General features: G+C 67.2%; 18 protein-coding genes. 11 read left to right on the top strand and 7 right to left on the bottom strand.

What is annotated here, in order from left to right; genetic code table 11:
- Positions 1-111 precede the first annotated feature (111 nt).
- Entirely contained in the window at positions 112-2382 is a 2271-nt protein-coding gene (gene katG, locus ACW178_RS04450; RefSeq protein WP_492024904.1) for a catalase/peroxidase HPI, read from the top strand.
- Between the two features lie 116 nt (positions 2383-2498).
- Positions 2499-3080 (top strand): DJ-1/PfpI family protein, encoded by a 582-nt coding sequence (locus tag ACW178_RS04455; protein WP_054764634.1) that lies wholly within the window; start codon positions 2499-2501, stop codon positions 3078-3080.
- On the opposite strand, the gene ACW178_RS04460 is transcribed toward ACW178_RS04455, so the two are convergent.
- The 3 genes from ACW178_RS04460 to ACW178_RS04470 all read right to left on the bottom strand — a co-directional run bounded on the left by ACW178_RS04460 (position 3067) and on the right by ACW178_RS04470 (position 5643).
- Positions 3067-3840 (bottom strand): glutaminyl-peptide cyclotransferase, encoded by a 774-nt coding sequence (locus ACW178_RS04460; RefSeq protein ID WP_464159764.1) that lies wholly within the window; start codon positions 3838-3840, stop codon positions 3067-3069. The genes ACW178_RS04455 and ACW178_RS04460 overlap by 14 nt on opposite strands.
- Before the next feature lie 2 nt (positions 3841-3842).
- A complete protein-coding gene (locus tag ACW178_RS04465) occupies positions 3843-4670 on the bottom strand; it encodes a TerC family protein (protein WP_082382597.1) in 828 nt (275 codons plus the stop codon).
- A 97-nt stretch (positions 4671-4767) separates the two neighbouring features.
- Positions 4768-5643, bottom strand: coding sequence for an endonuclease/exonuclease/phosphatase family protein (locus ACW178_RS04470; protein WP_492024905.1), 876 nt, complete (start codon positions 5641-5643; stop codon positions 4768-4770).
- Positions 5644-5900: 257 nt separating this feature from the next.
- Here ACW178_RS04470 and ACW178_RS04475 point away from each other — a divergent pair, with 257 nt between their 5' ends.
- The 7 genes from ACW178_RS04475 (at position 5901) to ACW178_RS04505 (ending at position 12697) form a co-directional block, all read left to right on the top strand.
- Positions 5901-6455 (top strand): F0F1 ATP synthase subunit delta, encoded by a 555-nt coding sequence (locus ACW178_RS04475; RefSeq protein WP_409616667.1) that lies wholly within the window; start codon positions 5901-5903, stop codon positions 6453-6455.
- A 76-nt stretch (positions 6456-6531) separates the two neighbouring features.
- Entirely contained in the window at positions 6532-8064 is a 1533-nt protein-coding gene (gene atpA / locus ACW178_RS04480; RefSeq protein WP_444581285.1) for a F0F1 ATP synthase subunit alpha, read from the top strand.
- Between the two features lie 33 nt (positions 8065-8097).
- Positions 8098-8976, top strand: a complete 879-nt coding sequence (locus tag ACW178_RS04485) for a F0F1 ATP synthase subunit gamma (protein ID WP_191554935.1) — start codon at positions 8098-8100, stop codon at positions 8974-8976.
- A gap of 37 nt (positions 8977-9013) precedes the next feature.
- Positions 9014-10549 carry a F0F1 ATP synthase subunit beta gene (atpD, locus tag ACW178_RS04490; RefSeq protein ID WP_191554936.1) on the top strand — a complete coding sequence of 512 codons (1536 nt, stop codon included), beginning with the start codon at positions 9014-9016 and terminating at the stop codon, positions 10547-10549.
- 2 nt (positions 10550-10551) lie between these two features.
- Positions 10552-11070 (top strand): hypothetical protein, encoded by a 519-nt coding sequence (locus tag ACW178_RS04495; RefSeq protein WP_191554937.1) that lies wholly within the window; start codon positions 10552-10554, stop codon positions 11068-11070.
- On the top strand, positions 11070-11339 hold the full coding sequence (locus ACW178_RS04500) for an ATP synthase F1 subunit epsilon (protein ID WP_054764641.1): 270 nt from the start codon (positions 11070-11072) through the stop codon (positions 11337-11339). Before ACW178_RS04495 ends, ACW178_RS04500 begins: the two co-directional genes overlap by 1 nt.
- A gap of 224 nt (positions 11340-11563) precedes the next feature.
- Positions 11564-12697 (top strand): serine hydrolase domain-containing protein, encoded by a 1134-nt coding sequence (locus ACW178_RS04505; protein WP_191557914.1) that lies wholly within the window; start codon positions 11564-11566, stop codon positions 12695-12697.
- Here the strand turns inward: ACW178_RS04505 and rarD are convergent.
- On the bottom strand, positions 12694-13617 hold the full coding sequence (gene rarD, locus ACW178_RS04510; RefSeq protein WP_191554938.1) for an EamA family transporter RarD: 924 nt from the start codon (positions 13615-13617) through the stop codon (positions 12694-12696). The genes ACW178_RS04505 and rarD overlap by 4 nt on opposite strands.
- 195 nt (positions 13618-13812) lie before the next feature.
- Positions 13813-14859 carry an aspartate-semialdehyde dehydrogenase gene (locus tag ACW178_RS04515; RefSeq protein ID WP_191554939.1) on the bottom strand — a complete coding sequence of 349 codons (1047 nt, stop codon included), beginning with the start codon at positions 14857-14859 and terminating at the stop codon, positions 13813-13815.
- 147 nt (positions 14860-15006) lie between these two features.
- On the opposite strand from ACW178_RS04515, the gene zapE reads away from it, so the two are divergent.
- Positions 15007-16110 carry a cell division protein ZapE gene (gene zapE / locus ACW178_RS04520; protein ID WP_191557916.1) on the top strand — a complete coding sequence of 368 codons (1104 nt, stop codon included), beginning with the start codon at positions 15007-15009 and terminating at the stop codon, positions 16108-16110.
- A gap of 229 nt (positions 16111-16339) precedes the next feature.
- Here the strand turns inward: zapE and mdh are convergent, their stop codons facing one another.
- A complete protein-coding gene (gene mdh, locus ACW178_RS04525) occupies positions 16340-17302 on the bottom strand; it encodes a malate dehydrogenase (protein ID WP_191554941.1) in 963 nt (320 codons plus the stop codon).
- Between the two features lie 106 nt (positions 17303-17408).
- Here mdh and ACW178_RS04530 point away from each other — a divergent pair, with 106 nt between their 5' ends.
- Positions 17409-17810 carry an HIT domain-containing protein gene (locus ACW178_RS04530; RefSeq protein ID WP_191554942.1) on the top strand — a complete coding sequence of 134 codons (402 nt, stop codon included), beginning with the start codon at positions 17409-17411 and terminating at the stop codon, positions 17808-17810.
- 14 nt (positions 17811-17824) lie between these two features.
- Here ACW178_RS04530 and ACW178_RS04535 read toward each other — a convergent pair whose 3' ends face one another.
- Positions 17825-18661: an aldo/keto reductase gene (locus ACW178_RS04535; RefSeq protein WP_191554943.1), complete on the bottom strand. Its 837-nt coding sequence runs from the start codon at positions 18659-18661 to the stop codon at positions 17825-17827.
- Positions 18662-18674 lie beyond the last annotated feature (13 nt).

Genomic DNA, 18674 nt, shown 5'->3' on the forward strand with positions numbered 1-18674 from the left:
CAAAGACAATCGATTGGAGTTATTCTCGGCCGCGTGTCCAATATCCCTCACATCACAGGGGCCATTGAGGCGCGCCGCCCGGCGCCGTCTCGAAGCAGAAGGACACGCCGCATGACCACCGAAGCCAAATGCCCCTTTTCGGGCCGTACGACGGAGTCCGTCGCGGGCGGCGGCGTCCAAAACCGCGACTGGTGGCCAGGCCAGCTGCGCGTGGACCTGCTGAACCAGCATTCGTCCCGCTCCAATCCCCTGGGCGAGACGTTCAACTATCGCGAGGCCTTCGCCAAGCTGGACTATGAGGCGCTGAAGGCCGACCTGCGCGCCCTGATGACGGATTCTCAGGACTGGTGGCCGGCCGACTTCGGCCATTACGGGCCGCAGTTCATCCGCATGGCCTGGCACAGCGCCGGCACCTATCGCGTCGGCGACGGCCGGGGCGGCGGCGGGCGCGGCCAGCAGCGGTTTGCCCCGCTGAACTCCTGGCCGGACAACGTCAACATCGACAAGTCGCGCCGCCTGCTGTGGCCGATCAAGCAGAAGTACGGCCAGGCCATCTCCTGGGCCGACCTGTTCATTCTGACCGGCAATGTGGCGCTGGAGACCATGGGCTTCCGCACCTTCGGCTTCTCCGGCGGTCGCGAGGACACCTGGGAGCCGGATCAGGACGTCTACTGGGGTCGCGAGACGACCTGGCTGGGCGGCGACGAACGCTATGCGCGCGGCTCGCACGGGGTGGACAAGCCGGCCGACGAAGCGGTTCTGGTCGCCGACGACACGGCCGACGGGGTCAAGCATACGCGCGACCTGGAGAACCCGCTGGCGGCGGTCCAGATGGGGCTGATCTACGTCAATCCGGAAGGACCGGACGGCAATCCCGATCCGGTCGCCGCCGCGCGCGACATCCGCGACACCTTCGCCCGGATGGCGATGAACGACGAGGAGACGGTGGCCCTGATCGCCGGGGGCCACACCTTCGGCAAGACCCACGGCGCCGGCCCGGCTGATCATGTCGGCCGCGAACCCGAGGCCGACGAACTGGAGGCGCAAGGCTTGGGCTGGACCTCCAGCTTCGGCAGCGGCAAGGCCGGGGACGCCATCACCAGCGGCCTGGAAGTGACCTGGACCCAGACCCCGGCTCAGTGGAGCAACTTCTTCTTCGAAAACCTGTTCGCCTTCGAATGGGAGCTGGAGAAGTCGCCGGCCGGCGCCCACCAGTGGGTGGCCAAGGATGCGGGCTTCATCATCCCCGACGCCCATGATCCGACCAAGATGCGTCGCCCGACCATGCTGACCACGGACCTGTCGCTGCGGTTCGACCCGGACTATGAGAAGATTTCGCGGCGCTTCCTGAACAACCCCCAGGCCTTCGCCGACGCCTTCGCCCGGGCCTGGTTCAAACTGACCCACCGGGATCTGGGCCCGCGCTCGCGCTATATCGGGCCGGAAGTCCCCAAGGAGGAGCTGGTCTGGCAGGACCCGGTTCCGGCCGTCGACCATCCGCTGATCGACGCCGCCGACGCGGCCGTCCTGAAGGCCCAGATCCTCGCCACGGGGCTGAGCGTGTCCGAACTGGTCGGCGTCGCCTGGGCCTCGGCCTCGACCTTCCGCGGCGGGGACAAGCGCGGCGGCGCCAACGGCGCCCGCATCCGCCTGGCCCCGCAGAAGGACTGGGACGTCAACCAGCCTGAACAGCTCGACCGCGTCCTGAAGACCCTGGAGGGCGTCCAGTCCGCCTTCAACCAGGCCCAGGTCGGCGGCAAGAAGGTCTCGTTGGCCGATCTGATCGTCCTGGCCGGAAACGCCGGGATCGAGGCGGCGGCCAGGGCGGCCGGCCATGAGACGACCGTGCCCTTCAATCCCGGTCGGACCGACGCCGGCCAGGACCAGACGGACGTCGAATCCTTCGCCTATCTGGAGCCGGTCGCCGACGGCTTCCGCAACTATCAGAAGGCCCGCTACAGCGTCCCGGCCGAGGCCCTGCTGATCGACCAGGCCCAGCGGCTGACCCTGACGGCGCCGGAGATGACGGTGCTGATCGGGGGCTTGCGCGCCATCAACATCAATGTGCGCGGCTCGACCCACGGGGTGCTGACCGAACGGCCCGGCGTCCTGACCAACGACGTCTTCGTCAATCTGCTGGACATGGGGGTGAAGTGGACCCCGACCAGCGCGGCGCGCGACGTCTTCGAAGGCCGCGACCGCCAGACCGGCGCCCTGCGCTGGACCGGGACGCGCGTGGATCTGGTGTTCGGCTCGAACGCCGTGCTGCGCGCCTTGGCCGAGGTCTACGCCGCCGCAGACGCCCAGAAGAAGTTCGTCGAGGATTTCGTGGCGGCCTGGACCAAGGTCATGGAGCTGGACCGGTTCGACCTGCGCGGCTGATCGGGCTTTGAAGCAGAGGCGAAGGGGGCGGGCGTCGCAAGACGTCCGCCCTTATCCTTGTCTGATGAACTGTCACGCAGCGCCGTTAAACTGGGGCGACAGCAGGGGACGCCGCCATGACCACCATCGTAACGCTTCTGACGCCGGACTATGCGGATTGGGAGACCGCCCTGATCATGGCGGGGGCGCGCAGCCATTATGGGTTTGAGACCCTCTTCGCCTCGCCCGATGGGGAGGAGGTGGTGTCGGCCGGCGGCCTGTTGGTCGTTCCCCATCTTTCGATCGAAGACATCGACGTCGAGGCGGTGGACGCCATCCTGGTCAACGGCGGCTCCATCTGGCGTCAGCCCGGCGCGCCGGACGTCTCGGACCTGCTGCGTTGGGCGCATGGGGCGGGCAAGACGGTGGGCGGCATCTGCGACGGAACCCTGGCCCTGGCGCGCGCGGGGCTTCTGGACCAGAGGCCCCATACCGCCAACGGGCCCGACAGCCTCTCCATCACCGGCTACGGCGGGGCGGCCCATTACCGCGACCAGCCTCGCGCCGTTCTGGCCGATCGGGTCGTCACGGCGGCGGGCACGGCGCCGGTCAGCTTCATGGGGGCGGTGCTGGACTCGCTGGGTCTGAAAAGCGCCGAGCTGGACGCCTATCTCAGCCTTTTCGGCGCGGAACACCTCGCCCCGGTCAGCGCAGCCTGATCTCGTACAGCTGGGGCCAGCGCTTGCCGGTGACGAACAGCCGCTTGCCCGCCGCGTCCCAGGCGATGCCGTTCAGGACGTCGTCGTTCGGGTCCAGGCCCGCGTCCTTGGGGACCAGGTCCGTCAGGTCGATGAAGGCCTTCACCACCCCGGTCTCCGGGTCGATGCGCGCGATGCGGTTGTCCTGCCACAGATTGGCGAAGACCTCGCCGTCGATCCATTCCAGCTCATTGATCTGGTCCAGCGGCCGGCCGTCGGCGGTGACGGAGATCCGGCCGGTCTCGGCCAGGGTGTCGGGATCGAGGAAGCGGATCTGATCGGTGCCGTCGCTCATGATCAGTCGGCGTCCGTCGGTGGTCAGCCCCCAACCCTCGCCCGGATAGGAGAAGCCGCCCAGGGGCGAGAAGTCCTCCAGCTTGAAGATGAAGCCGATGTGGTTGCGCCAGGTCAGATTGTAGAGCTTGCCGTTCAGGGCGGCCAAACCCTCGCCGAAATAGACGGTGGGCAGGTCGCGCCGACGCAGGATTTCGCCGTCCTCCAACCGCACCTGGCGCACCGACGACGGATAGAGGCCCGTGCTCTCGTAAAGGGCGCCGGCGTGGAAGAAGAGGCCCTCGGTGAAGGCCGTCCGGTCATGCGGATAGGCGTGCACCACCTGATAGGCCTGGGTCGGAACCTCGGCCCGAACGGGCAGGGTCGCGCCCACCGCCAGCAGCAGGCCGACGATCAGGCCGGCGAAGCGCAGGGGCGGGCGCGGCATGGTCAGGCGCCTTCGGCGGCGGCTTCCGCCTCGGCCTTGCGGGCGCGGGCCTCGGCGCGTTCGGCTTCGGCGCGGGCGGCCTCGGCCTTTTCCTTCTTGGAGGCGGAGCGACGGCCCAGCATGTTCAGGGCCTCGACCCCGGCCGAGAAGGCCATGGCGGCGTAGATATAGCCCTTGGGCACATGATAGCCGAAGCCGTCGGCGATCAGCACCATGCCGATCATCAGCAGGAAGCCCAGGGCCAGCATGACGACGCTGGGGTTGTCGTTGATGAAGTTCGCCAGCGGGTCGGCGGCCAGCAGCATCACCGTCACGGCGACCAGGACGGCGACGACCATGATGGGCAGGTGCTCGGTCATGCCCACGGCGGTCAGGATGGAGTCGATCGAGAAGACCAGGTCCAGCAGGATGATCTGGAAGATGGCCGCCCCGGCGTTGGTGATCATCACGTCCTTCTTGTCCATGACGTCATGGGTGGGCGTGGGATCGACCGTGTGGTGGATCTCCTTGGTGGCTTTCCAGACCAGGAACAGGCCGCCCGCGATCAGGATCAGATCCTTCCACGAGAATTCGTTGCCCGCGACGGTGAAGACCGGCTGAACCAGGCCCACCAGCCAGGCGATGATCGACAGCAGGGCCAGGCGCATGACCAGGGCCAGGCCGATGCCGATGCGCCGCACCTTCTGGCGCTGATGCTCGGGCAGTTTGTTCGACAGGATCGAGATGAAGATCAGATTGTCGATGCCGAGCACGACCTCCATCACCACCAGGGTCACCAGGGCCGCCCAGGCGGCCGGGTCGGAGAGAAGGGGCAGGATGCTGTCGAGCATGGAATGTCCAGGAGGGGAAAGGCGTCGGCGGGAACAGCTAGGCCCGGCTCAGGTTCCGATCAAGCGCGGGGGTGCGGCGCAATGGTCGCACCCTGGCTCACCGCGCGGCGAAGGTCACATCGACCACCAAGGGGAAGTGGTCCGAGATCACCTGGCCCGAAAAGGAGTCCGTCAGGACGCCGAACCTTTCCACCGCCAGGCGGCGATCGACGAAGACATGGTCGATGGGCGCCCCGTCCGCGGCCTTGGCGAGGTCGAAGCCGTTATAGGTGGTCGAAGGGCCGAAGACGACGGGGCTGACGGTGCGGGCGTCACGCAGGCCGGCCGACACGATCCGGCGATAGGGGGCGCTGTCGGGCCCGGTGTTGAAGTCGCCCAGCAAGACCACGGCCGCCGTTTCGCCCTCGGCGGTCGCAGGCGGCAGGTCCGCAGCCAGGGCGGCGCACTGTTCACGGGCGACCACGCCGACATGGTCGAAATGGGCGTTGCGGACGTCCAGCAGACGACCGTCGGAACGGTCGCGCAGCACCACCCGCGTCAGGGTGCGGGGCAGGGCCGCGTCCCAGCCCTTCGAAGGGCGATCCGGGGTCGGCGAACACCAGAGAGTCTGTTTGCGGACGACCTCGAATCGGTCGCGTCGCCAGAACAGGGTGGTGGTCTCGCCCCCCTCGGCCCCGTCGTCGCGGCCCAGGCCGTAGTGGTCGTAGTCCGGCGCCTGTTCGGCCAGATAGGCGACCATGGGAATCAGGGCCTCCTGAACGCCCAGCACGTCCGGGGCGAAGAAGGCGATCTGACGCGCCATCTGCGGGCGACGCTCGGGCCAGTTCGGCCGATCGTCAGGGGCGTCATAACGGATGTTGTAGCTCATCAGCCGGATCGGCTGCGGTTCGGGGGCCGCGAAGGGCTCGGCGCGGGCGGCGTGCGATCCCGTCAGGGCGGCGACGACGGCGATCATCAGGGCGCGGAACTTCATGGCGGATCTTTACTGCAGCAGGAGAAAGACGAATGTCGCACGGGGCTATGACCGAGGTGCGACGCCGGGTGCGGCTTCTTCACCCTTCACGCAATGTTGCGAGCGGCAAAACCCCGTGCTATCAGGCGCCCGGCTTGAAGGGGGCGTATTCACCAATACGGCCTCTGTCGTGCTTTCCGCAAGCATTTCAAGCTTTTGACCGTTGCGACCCTCGCAGTCGGTCGCGACCCTGACACAACGACCTCGGACCCTAATCAGTGGCTGATGATTTCAGAACGACGGAAGTCGGCGATCGCTACGCACAGGCGCTGTTTGATCTGGCGCTGGAAACCGGCCGCCTGGACGCCGTTCGCGCCGACGTCGTCTCGCTGAAGACCGCCTGGACCGAGAGCGCCGATCTGCGCCGCCTGGCGACCTCGCCGGTCATTTCGGCCGACGACCAAGCCAAGGGCCTGACCGCCGTCGCCGCCAAGGCCCGGTTCGAACAGAACACCGTCAACTTCCTGGGCCTGCTGGCCCAGAACGGCCGCGCCCGTGATCTGGCCGCCGTGATCGCCGGTTTCGAGCGCCTTTACGCCAAACACGCCGGAATCGTCGCGGCCGAGGTGGTCTCGGCCCAGCCTCTGGACGACAAGCAGCTGACCGCGATCAAGGCCGCTCTGAACAAGAGCCTGGGCAAGGCGCCGGAACTGACCACGCGGGTCGATCCGGCCATCCTGGGCGGCCTGAAGGTCAAGGTCGGCTCGAAACTGTTCGACGCCTCGCTGAAGACCAAGCTCGACCAGATGAAGTTCGCCCTAAAGCGCGCGTAAGCGCCGCCCCCGTCCACCCGATTGTCGGCGCCTGAACGGCGCAACCGCAAAAAGACTGAAGAACAGAGAGCCCGTCATGGACATCCGCGCCGCTGAAATCTCGGCCATCCTCAAGTCGCAGATCGCCAACTTCGGCGTCGAAGCCGATGTCTCCGACGTCGGCAGCGTGCTGTCGGTCGGCGACGGCATCGCCCGCATCCACGGTCTGGACAATGTCCAGGCCGGCGAAATGGTCGAATTCACCAAGGCCGGCGTCAAGGGCATGGCCCTGAACCTGGAACGCGACAATGTGGGCGCCGTGATCTTCGGCGCCGACGCCGCCATCGCCGAGGGCGACGACGTGCGCCGCCTGGGCGAGATCGTGGACGTGCCGGTCGGCAAGGGCCTCTTGGGCCGCGTCGTCAACCCGCTAGGCGAGCCGATCGACGGCAAGGGTCCGATCCAGTTCACCGAGCGCCGCCGCGTGGACGTCAAGGCGCCGGGCATCATCCCCCGCAAGTCGGTCCATGAGCCGATGCAGACCGGCCTGAAGGCCATCGACACCCTGATCCCCGTCGGCCGCGGCCAGCGCGAGCTGATCATCGGCGACCGTCAGGTCGGCAAGACCGCCGTCGCCGTCGACACCATCCTGAACCAGAAGAACGTCAACAAGACCGACGACGAGAGCGCCAAGCTCTACTGCATCTACGTCGCCATCGGTCAGAAGCGTTCGACGGTGGCCCAGATCGTCAAGACCCTCGAAGAGTCGGGCGCTCTGGAATACACCATCGTCGTCGCCGCCACGGCCTCGGAACCGGCCCCGCTTCAGTTCCTGGCGCCCTTCGCCGGCACCGCCATGGGCGAGTTCTTCCGCGATAACGGCATGCACGCCCTGATCGTCTATGACGACCTGTCCAAACAAGCTGTTGCGTATCGTCAGATGTCGCTGCTGCTGCGCCGCCCGCCGGGCCGCGAAGCCTATCCGGGCGACGTCTTCTACCTGCACAGCCGCCTCTTGGAGCGTTCGGCCAAGCTGAACGAGGACTATGGTTCGGGCTCCATGACCGCCCTGCCGATCATCGAAACCCAGGCCAACGACGTTTCGGCCTATATCCCGACCAACGTCATCTCGATCACCGACGGCCAAATCTTCCTGGAATCGGACCTCTTCTATCAGGGCATCCGTCCGGCCGTGAACGTCGGCATCTCGGTGTCGCGCGTGGGCTCCTCGGCCCAGACCAAGGCGATGAAGAAGGTCGCCGGCACCATCAAGGGCGAACTGGCCCAGTATCGCGAGATGGCCGCCTTCGCCAAGTTCGGCTCGGACCTGGACGCCTCGACCCAGAAACTGTTGGCCCGCGGCGCCCGCCTGACCGAGCTGCTGAAGCAGCCCCAGTACTCGCCCCTGTCGATGGAAGAGCAGGTCGTCTCGGTCTACGCCGGCACCCGCGGCTATATCGACGGCATCGCGGTCAGCGACGTCGGCCGGTTCGAGAAGGAGCTGCTGGCGCGCATACATGCGAACCACGCCTCGCTGCTCGAAGGCATCCGGACCAAGAAGGACCTGACCGCCGACCTCGAGGCCGAGCTGAAGGACATCCTGGCCGCCTTCGTCAAGACCTTCGCCTGAGTTCAACCGGATAAGCTGAGAGAGTAGCGCCGGATGGCCAGCCTCAAGGAAATGCGCAATCGGATCGGAAGCGTGAAAGCCACGCAGAAGATCACGAAAGCCATGCAGATGGTCGCCGCGGCCAAGCTGAAACGCGCCCAGGACCAGGCCGAAAGCGCCCGGCCCTATGCGAAGAAGATGGCCTCGGTCATCGCCAATCTGGCCGCAGGCGTCTCGGGCGCCGATGCGCCGCGCCTGCTGGCCGGCACGGGTCAGGACCAGCGTCACCTGATCGTGGTGGCGACGGCGGACAAGGGTCTGGCGGGCGGTTTCTCGACCAACGTCATCCGCGCCGCGCGCGAACGGATCAACAGCCTGATCGCGAACGGCAAGGACGTGAAGATCATCGCCGTCGGCCGCAAGTCGCGCGATCAGCTGTCGCGCCTGTACGGCGACAAGCTGGTCCGCACCTTCGAACTGAGCGAGCACAAGACGGTGGGCCTGCCCTCGGCCCAGCCCATCGCCGAAATGATCGCCACGGCCTTCGAGGACGGTCAGGCCGATGTGGTCACCCTGTTCTACAGCCAGTTCAAGTCGGTCATCTCCCAGGTTCCGACCGCCAAACAGCTGATCCCGGCTGTGGTCGAGGGCGACGCGGCCCCGGTCGACCTGAACGGCGCGGTCTATGAGTACGAGCCCTCGGAAGAGGAAATCCTCGAGACCCTGCTGCCGCGCAACCTGACGACCCAGATCCTGGCCGCCCTCTATGAGAACCAGGCGGGCTTCTTCGGATCGCAGATGGCGGCGATGGACAATGCGACGCGCAACGCCGGCGACCTCATCAACGCCCTGACGCTGCAGTACAACCGCAAGCGCCAAGCCCAGATCACCACCGAGCTGATCGAGATCATCGCCGGCGCCGAAGCCCTCTGATCCCGACCGAACAGACATTCCGATACGGACCCCAGCCATGACCGACACCGTCGCCCCCAAGAAGCCCGCCGCCCGCAAGCCGGCCGTCAAGAAGGCCGCCGCGCCCGCCGCCCCTGTCTCCGCCGTCGCCACGGGCCGGATCGCCCAGGTCATCGGCGCCGTCGTGGACGTCGAGTTCGACGGCCATCTGCCGGCCATTCTCAGCGCCCTGCACACCCAGAACGTCGACCAGAAGACGGGCGAGCCCTTCACCCTGGTGCTGGAAGTCGCCCAACACCTGGGTGAGAACATGGTCCGCGCCATCGCCATGGACACGACCGAGGGCCTGACCCGCGGCCAGCCCGTCACCGACACCGGCTCGTCGATCCAGGCGCCGGTCGGCCCCGGCACCCTGGGCCGCATCATGAACGTCGTCGGCCAGCCGATCGACGAAGCCGGCCCGATCAAGACCGACCTTTACCGTCCGATCCACAAGGAGGCCCCGAGCTTCGACGAGCAGTCGACCTCGGCCGAGATCCTGGTCACCGGCATCAAGGTCATCGACCTGATGTGCCCCTATACCAAGGGCGGCAAGATCGGCCTGTTCGGCGGCGCCGGCGTGGGCAAGACCGTGACCATGCAGGAGCTGATCAACAACATCGCCAAGGCTTACGGCGGTTATTCGGTTCTGGCCGGCGTGGGCGAGCGCACCCGCGAAGGCAACGACCTGTATCACGAGATGATCGAGTCCAATGTGAACGTGGACCCGGCCAAGAACGGCGGTTCGACCGAGGGCTCCAAGTGCGCCCTGGTCTACGGCCAGATGAACGAGCCCCCCGGCGCCCGCGCCCGCGTCGCCCTGACCGGCCTGTCGATCGCGGAATATTTCCGTGACGAGGAAGGCAAGGACGTCCTGCTGTTCGTCGACAACATCTTCCGCTTCACCCAGGCCGGTTCCGAAGTGTCGGCTCTGCTGGGCCGCATCCCCTCGGCCGTGGGCTATCAGCCGACGCTGGCGACCGAGATGGGCAACCTGCAAGAGCGGATCACCTCGACCAAGAAGGGTTCGATCACCTCGGTCCAGGCCATCTACGTCCCCGCCGACGACCTGACCGACCCGGCGCCCGCCGCCTCCTTCGCCCACCTGGACGCGACGACCGTTCTGAGCCGTGACATCGCCGCCCAGGCCATCTTCCCGGCCGTGGACCCGCTGGACTCCACCTCGCGGATCATGGACCCGCTGGTGATCGGCGAGGAGCACTATCAGGTCGCCCGTTCGGTTCAGGAAGTCCTGCAGCAGTACAAGGGCCTGAAGGACATCATCGCCATCCTGGGCATGGACGAGCTGTCGGAAGAGGACAAGCTGATCGTGGCCCGCGCCCGCAAGATCCAGCGCTTCCTGTCCCAGCCCTTCCACGTGGCTGAACAGTTCACCAACACCCCCGGCGCCTTCGTCGACCTGAAGGACACGATCCGCTCGTTCAAGGGCATCGTGGCCGGCGAGTACGACCACCTGCCGGAAGCGGCCTTCTACATGGTCGGCCCGATCGAAGAGGCCGTCGCCAAGGCCGAGAAGATGGCGGCGGAAGCCTGATCATGCGCAAGGCTCTCGCCAGCCTCATTCTCTTTTGTCTGGCCTCGCCCGTTTCGGCGCGGGCACAGGCTGATGGAGATTTTGAAGCTATGGCGGGAGCTTGTGCTGCCTTTCTGGCTGATGGTCGATTCCCGGCCTTGATCGATGAAGGCGCGTTCTTTGAACAGAGAGGTTCCAAAGGCGCGGCTTCTACCGTCAAGGCCGATGAAGTCTCCCGCACCTACACCCGTTCCGGCACGCCGATCGATCCCGTTCGGATCATGGTCGGGCGTCCGGCCGAAACGGGTAGGGAGACCTGCTCTATTTTGGACCTGAATGGGCCGGAAGCGGGGGACGAATTCATCGCCAAGACGCGCGCTCAGGCAGACTGGGCGTTCAACAGCGAGTCAAACGACGGCAACGGAAAGGGCGTCCTGTTTGAGAGGAACGCTGGCGGGGCCGTGATCTATCTGGCGATTTGGGGTACGGGTGCGGCTTACCCGGTTTCCATCGCCTCCTATCAAATCGGAACATCGGACTGATGGCTGGCAAACTCAACTTCTCCCTCGTCTCGCCGGAACGCGAGGTCTTCTCCGGCCTCGTGGACCAGGTGGACGCGCCGGGCGTCGAGGGCGACTTCGGCGTCCTGCCGGCCCACGCCCCCTTCATGACGGCCCTGCGCGAGGGCCTGGTGACCGTCTATGTCGGCGGGACCAGGACCCAGTACGACGTCAAGGGCGGCTTCGCCGACGTCAACGGCGAAGGCCTGACCATCCTGGCCGAACAGGCGACTGAGGTCGTCGCGGCCTGATCCTTTCTCAGGGTCGTAAAGAGTGAGGCCTCCCGTTTCGGCGGGGGGCCTTTTTCTTTGCCCTCTCCCGCTTGCGGGGGAGGTGTCGCGTCGATCGCGAAGCGATCCAGCGACGGAGGGGGAGGTTTCACTCCGGAAGAAGACTTCCCCCATCGTCAGCCGTCTCGCTCCGCTCGACGAGCTGACACTTCCCCCGCAAGCGGGGGAAGGGCTAGAACGCCTCCATGACCGAAGCTCTCGACATCCACGGCGTCTGCGATCCGCGTTTCGCATCGGTGAAGGACGCCTTCGCCGCCAACTTCACCGATGCGCCCGAGGGGCTGAACGAGGTGGGGGCGCGGTTCTGCTTGATGATCGAGGGGGCGCCGGTCGTCGATCTGTGGGCGGGGCACGCCGATACGGCCAAGACGACGCCCTTCGCCGAGGACACCCTGACCCCGGTCTTCTCGACCGGCAAGGCGGTGATGGCCCTGCTGATGGCCACGGCGGTCGAGGCGGGCAAGGTGGCCTATGACGAGAAGGTCTCCCATATCTGGCCCGCCTTCGGCCAGGCCGGCAAGGACAAGGTCACCGTCGCCCAGCTGATGAGCCACCAGTCGGGCCTGCCCGGCTTCTCGGAGCCGGTGGAGCCGTCGCTGTGGTTCGATCCGGCGGCGGTCAACGCCCGGCTGGCAGCCCAGGCGCCGATGTGGGCGCCGGGAACGGCTTCGGGCTATCATCCGGTCACGGTCGGCTATCTGGCCAATGAGGTGTTCCGCCTGACGACCGGCCGGACCATGGGCCAGGCCCTGCGCGCCGACTTCGCCGACCTGGACCTGTGGATCGGCCTGCCGGAGGACCAGCACGGGCGGGTGGCCCAGATGCGCAAACCCTCGGCCGCGCCCAGCCTGGGGACCATAGATCCGATCAAACAGGCGGCCTTCCTGGACCGGGGCTCGGCGCCGGGCGGGCGCGGCTCGGCCGAATGGCGCAAGATGGAAATCCCCTCGGCCAATATGCACGCCACGGCGGCGGGCCTGGCGCGGATGCTGGGCGTCGTGGCCAATGACGGGATGCTGGACGGGCGGCGGCTGCTTTCGAAGGGCGTGCTGCGCGACCTGACGCGCGAGCGGATCCACGGCCAGGACAAGGTGCTGCCCTATGTGATCAGCTGGGCGGCGGGCCTGATGCGCAACGACGGGCTGAACGTCTTCGGACCGGGCGAGTCCTTCGGTCACTACGGCTGGGGCGGATCCATGGCCATGGCCGATCCGTCGCGGCGCCTGTCGGCCGCCTATGTGATGACGCGCCAGTCGCCGCACCTGATCGGCGACCCGCGGCCCCGGCGCCTGCTGGAGGCCCTGTACGCCGCCGTCTAGACGGTTTCCGACAGGGCGACGGCGCGTCGGGCGGCGCGCGACCGCTGCGCGGCGCCCAGGGCGAAGACGCCCGCTCCGGCCCAGATGAAGCCGAAGGAGACGATCCGCAGCGGGGTCAGGGGCTCGCCCGCCCAGACGCCGCAGGCGAACTGCAGCGTCGGCGCCAGAAACTGGATGAAGCCGACGGTGGACAGGGGCAGACGCCGCGCCGACCAGGCGAACAGCACCAGAGGAATGACCGTCGCCGGTCCGTTGACCAGGGCCCAGGCCAGTCCGGCGGGCGAGGAAAAGCCCGTCGCCTGCCCATGGGCCGCCAGCCAGGCCAGGAACAGGGCGCCGAAGGGCAGCAACACCAGGCACTCGACAAACAGGCCGGTCTGGGCCGAGGCGGGCACGCGCTTTCTGATCACCGCATAGGCGCAGAAGGTGACGGCGAGCGTCAGTCCGATGATCGGCACATGGCCCAGGGCGACGGTCTGGACGGCCACCCCCACGGCGGCCAGGGCGATGGCGACGCCGCTCCAGCGGTCGATCTTCTCGCGGAACAGCAGGGCCCCTGCGGCCATGTTCAAGAGCGGGTTGATGTAATAGCCGAGGCTGGCCTCCAGCGTCGCATGATGGGTGGTGGCGAAGACATAGAGGCTCCAGTTGACCGCGATCATCGCCGCCGACAGGGCCAGCCAGCCGAAGACGCGCGGCGTCGCCAGCGCCTGTTTCGCCTCGCCCCACTGGCCCGCCAGCAGCAGGACCAGACCTGCCACGAAGACCGACCAGACCGCCCTGTGGGCCAGGATCTCCGGCGCGCCGAAGCCGTGGGCCGCCATGGCCATGAACAGCAGGGGCAGAAGACCCCACAGGGTGTAGCAGGCGATGGCCGTGCCGACCGCGCGGGGATCGTTGGGGGAGGGGGAGGCGGTCATGGGCGACTCAACTTCACTTTCGTCATTCTCCGGCAAGCCGCGCCTTCGCGGCGCAGACCGGGGAACCCAGCGGCGCCGAAGGCGAAATCTCCCAGCAGCATGGCGTCCGAAATCGTGTCCGCGACAGGTTCGCGCTCACGCGCGCCGCTGGGTCCCCCGGTCGCGCTACGCGCGCCGGAGGATGACGAAAGAAGGCTACACCGTGATCGAACGATACCCCGACGACGGCTTGATCGTGCCCGTCTCGTCCAGCAGCTGGGCGATCTGGACGGCGTTCAGGGCCGCGCCCTTGCGCAGATTGTCGGACACCACCCAGAAGCTCAGGCCGTTCTCGACCGTCGGGTCCTTGCGGATGCGGCTGACGTAGACGGCGAACTCGCCGGCGGCGTCGACCGGGGTGATGTAGCCGTCATGCTCCTGCTTATCGACGACCAGTACGCCTGGCGCCTCGCGTAGGATGGCGCGGGCCTCGTCCGGCGCGATGGGGCGATCGAACTCGACCGTCACCGCTTCCGAATGGCCGACGAAGACCGGCACCCGCACGCAGGTGACCGTCAGCTTGATGTTCGGATCCAGCATCTTGTGGGTCTCGTCCCACATCTTCTGCTCTTCGTCGGTATAGCCGTCCTCGTTGAAGGCGCCGATGAAGGGGATGACGTTGAAGGCGATCTGTTTGGGGAACTTCTTGGGCGTGGCGTCGCCCAGGCCGTAGATGGCCTTGGTCTGGTTCCACAGCTCGTCCATGCCTTCCTTGCCGGCGCCGGACACCGACTGATAGGTCGAGACCACCACCCGCTTGATTTTGGCCGCGTCGTGCAGGGGCTTCAGGGCCACGACCAGCTGGGCGGTCGAGCAGTTGGGGTTGGCGATGATGTTCTTCTTCTTCGCGTCCTTGACCGCGTCGGGGTTCACCTCGGGCACGATCAGCGGCACGTCCGGGTCCTTGCGGAAGGCCGAGGAGTTGTCGATCACGATGGGGCCGGCCTTGCCGATCCTTTCGGACCACTCCCGCGACACAGCGCCGCCGGCCGACATCAGGACGATGTCGACCTTGGAGAAGTCGAACTGCTCGATGTCCTGGCATTTGACGGTCCGGTCGCCGAACGAGACCTCGACCCCCTTGGACTTGCGCGAGGCGATGGCGTGGATTTCATCGACGGGGAAGTTCAGCTCCTCGAGGATGTTCAGCATTTCGCGGCCCACATTGCCCGTGGCCCCGACGATCGCGACGCGATAACCCATGATGTTTGGTCCTTCGGACGCGCTGACGCTCGGCCTGCGGGGCCCTGCTGCTTCAGCGCGAAATAGAGGGGAGAAGCGTCCTGCATTTAGGCGTTCGCAGCCGCGAAGCAATCGCTTTTCGGCGGATGGGGCTTTAAGAACGCCGCCATGACCTCCCGCATCCGAAACGCCTACGACATCCGCGTGGACGAGGGCGTTCTGTCGCCCGATCCGGCTCAGGCCGAAGTCCTGCTCGCCCTGGAGCGGCTGGAGCGGGATCTGGCCCGGCGCGGCCTGTTCGGCCGCCCGCCCGAGGTGAAGGGGATCTACCTCTACGGCCCGCCGGGGCGGGGCAAGTCCATGCTGATGGACCTCTTCTATTCGGCCACGCCCGAGCCGCGGAAAAAGCGCGCCCATTTCCACGCCTTCATGGCCCGGATCCACGACCTGGTGCGCCAGTGGCGCGAGGGGGACGCCAAGGCCCGAAAGGCCGTGTTTGGAACCCAGCACTCCCGCAAGGGGGGCGACGACCCCATCCCGCCCGTCGCCCGGCTGATCGCCTCGGAAGCCCGGCTGCTGTGTTTCGACGAGCTTCAGGTGACCGACATCGCAGACGCCATGATCCTGGGCCGGCTGTTCGAGGCCCTGTTCGAGGACAAGGTGGTGCTGGCCGTCACCTCGAACCGGGCGCCCGAGGACCTCTACAAGAACGGGATCAACCGCCAGCTCTTCACCCCCTTCATCGACATCATCCGCGACCGCTGCGAAGTGGTGCAGACGGCGGGGGCGCGCGACTGGCGGCTGGACCGGCTCAGTTCGGCCCAGGTCTGGCACACGCCCGACGACCGCGCCGGGTTCGAAGCCCTGTGGCGCGAACTGAAGGGGGGCGAGCCGGAAGAACCGGCGCACCTGACCGTCCTGGGGCGGGATGTCGTGGTGGAGCGGACCGTGGGGGCCATGGCCCGGGCCAGCTTTGCGGACCTGTGCGGCCGGCCGCTGGGGCCGCAGGACTATCTGGCGATCGCCGAGCGGTTCCACACCCTGTTCCTGGAGGATGTGCCGATCCTGGGGCCCGCCAACCACCATGAGGCGCGCCGTCTGGTGACCCTGGTGGACGCGCTTTACGAGGCCCGGACCAGGCTGATCGTGCTGGCCGCCGCCCGGCCCGAGGCCCTCTATACCGAAGGCGTGGGGGCCTTCGAGTTCGAACGCACCGTGTCGCGCTTCAACGAGATGCAGAGCAGGGACTGGCTGGCGCATGTGAGGGAGTAAGCGCAGACCCTCTCCCGCTTGCGGGAGAGGTGGCCCGGCGTCCGCGCAGCGGACCAGGGTCGGAGAGGGGAGTCTTGCTTGGCCGAAAGACGACTTCCCCCATCGTCAGGCGTGTCGCTGCGCGCCACGACCTGCTGCTTCCCCCGCAAGCGGGGGAAGGTCTGAGCATCCCAAAGAAAAGGGCCGCAGATCGCTCTGCGGCCCTTCGTCATCGAAATCAAGATGTGGCTTAGGCCAGCGAGGAATCGATGTCCTTGCACGCCTGGATCAGGCCCTGGACCGAGGCGACCGACTTGGCCAGCATCGCCTTTTCGTCGTCATTGGTGGTGAACTCGACCACCTTCTCGACGCCGTTCGCGCCGATCAGGGCCGGGACGCCGACATAGAGGTCGGACAGGCCGTATTCGCCCGACAGCCAGACGGCGCAGGGCAGGACGCGCTTTTCGTCCTTCAGATAGGACTTGGCCATGGCGATGGCCGATTCAGCCGGGGCGTAGAAGGCCGAACCGGTCTTCAACAGGGCGACGATCTCGCCGCCGCCCTTGCGGGTGCGCTCGACGATGGCGTCCAGTTCGTCCTGGCTCAGGAAGCCGGCTGCGACGGCGTCCGGCAGGGGCAGGCCGCCGACGGTCGAGTGGCGCACCATCGGCACCATGTCGTCGCCGTGACCGCCCAGGGTCCAGGCGTGGATGTCCTGAACCGAGACGCCGGTCTTTTCAGCCAGGAAGTAGGCGAAGCGCGCCGAGTCGAGCACGCCGGCCATGCCGACGACCTTCTCCTTGGGGAGCCCTGAGAACTTCTGCAGCGCCCAGACCATGGCGTCGAGCGGGTTGGTGATGCAGATGACGAAGGCGTTGGGGGCGTGGGCCTTGATGCCCTCGCCGACGGCCTTCATGACCTTCAGATTGATGCCGATCAGGTCGTCGCGGCTCATGCCCGGCTTGCGCGGCACGCCGGCGGTGACGATGCAGACGTCGGCGCCGGCGATGTCGGCGTAGTCGTTGGCGCCCTTCAGGGCCACGTCCGAGCCGAAGACGGCGGTGGCCTCGGCGATGTCCAGCGCCTTGCCCTGGGGGGTGCCTTCGGCGATGTCGAACAGGATCACGTCGCCCAGCGCTTCGCGGGCGGCCACGTGGGCCAGGGTGCCGCCGATCATGCCGGCGCCGATAAGGGCGATCTTCGCGCGAGCCATGGATGTCTCCGGTTATTGCGTGTGCGAAAGGGGATTAATCGTGCGGGCGGTCTAGACCCGCAAGGGCGGCGCTGCAAGGCTGGCCGACGTTCGATCAGGAGCCCCAATGACCGACTTTCGTCCAGACCCCGCCTTCGCCGCCGGCTCCATCGCCGCCGCTGAATGGCCGCTGTGTCATGTGCGGCTTCAGGACGACGCCCGCTTCCCCTGGCTGATCCTGATCCCGCGCGTCGAAGGCGCGGTGGAGCTGGAGGATCTGAGCGTCGAACAGCGGGCCGCGCTGATGGAGGAGACCGTGCGGGCCGGGGCCCTGGTGCGGCGGTTGGGAACGGTCGAGAAGCTGAACGTCGGGGCCATCGGCAATGTCACGGCTCAACTGCACGTCCATGTAGTGGGGCGCCGCCGCGACGACGGCCTGTGGCCCGATCCGGTCTGGGGACGGGGGCCGGCGGTTCCCTATGCGGATGAGGAGCGGGCGCGGCTGTTGGATTTGATCGCGGGCGGGTGAGCCGCCGCGCGCCCTCAGATGATGTCCAGCGGCGTCTCCCGCGTCGGCGGGGGGAAGGCTTCGTCGAGGCGGTGCAGGTCCTCGGCGTCGAACTGGATCTCCAGGGCGTCGGCGTTGGCCTCCACGTGCTCGACCGAGCTCGCCTTGGGGATGGCGATCACCCCGTCCTGGCGCAGGACGGCGGCCAGGGCCACCTGGGCCGGGTCGGCGTCGTGGCGGTCGGCGATGTCGCGGATCAGCGGGTGGTCCAGCAGGCCGCCGCGCCCCAGGGGCGAATAGGCCATCATCGGCATGTCGCGCGCCTGCATCCAGGGCAACAGGTCGAACTCCACCCCGCGCGACCTTAGATGATAGAGCAGCTGATTGGCCGCGCAGTCCTCGCCACCTTCGATCTCCATCAGCCGCTTCATGGCGCGCAGGTCCAGGTTGGACACGCCCCAGCGGACGATCATCCCTTCATCGACCAGTTCCTGGAAGGCGGCGACCGTCTCCTCCAGGGGGACGCGGCCCTCCCAGTGCAGCAGATAGAGGTCCAGACGGTCCGTCCCCAGCCGCTCCAGCGACTTTTCGCAGGCCAGCATCATCTTCAGTTCGGAGGCGTTCTCGGGCCGGACCTTGGACACCAGAAAGACCTCGTCGCGACGGCCGGCGATCACCTCGCCCACCAGCCGTTCGGAGCGGCCGTCGCCGTACAGTTCGGCCGTGTCGATCAGGGTCAGGCCCAGGTCGATCCCCCGCGCCAGGGCCTGCTGTTCGGCGTCGCGCCGGGCGGGATGGTCGCCGATCTCCCACGTCCCTTGGCCCAGGGCGGGAACGGTCGTACCGTCTGCAAAGGTGACGAGGCGGGTCATGTCGGTCCTGTTC

The sequence above is a fragment of the Brevundimonas sp. AVps4 genome (assembly GCF_058681525.1).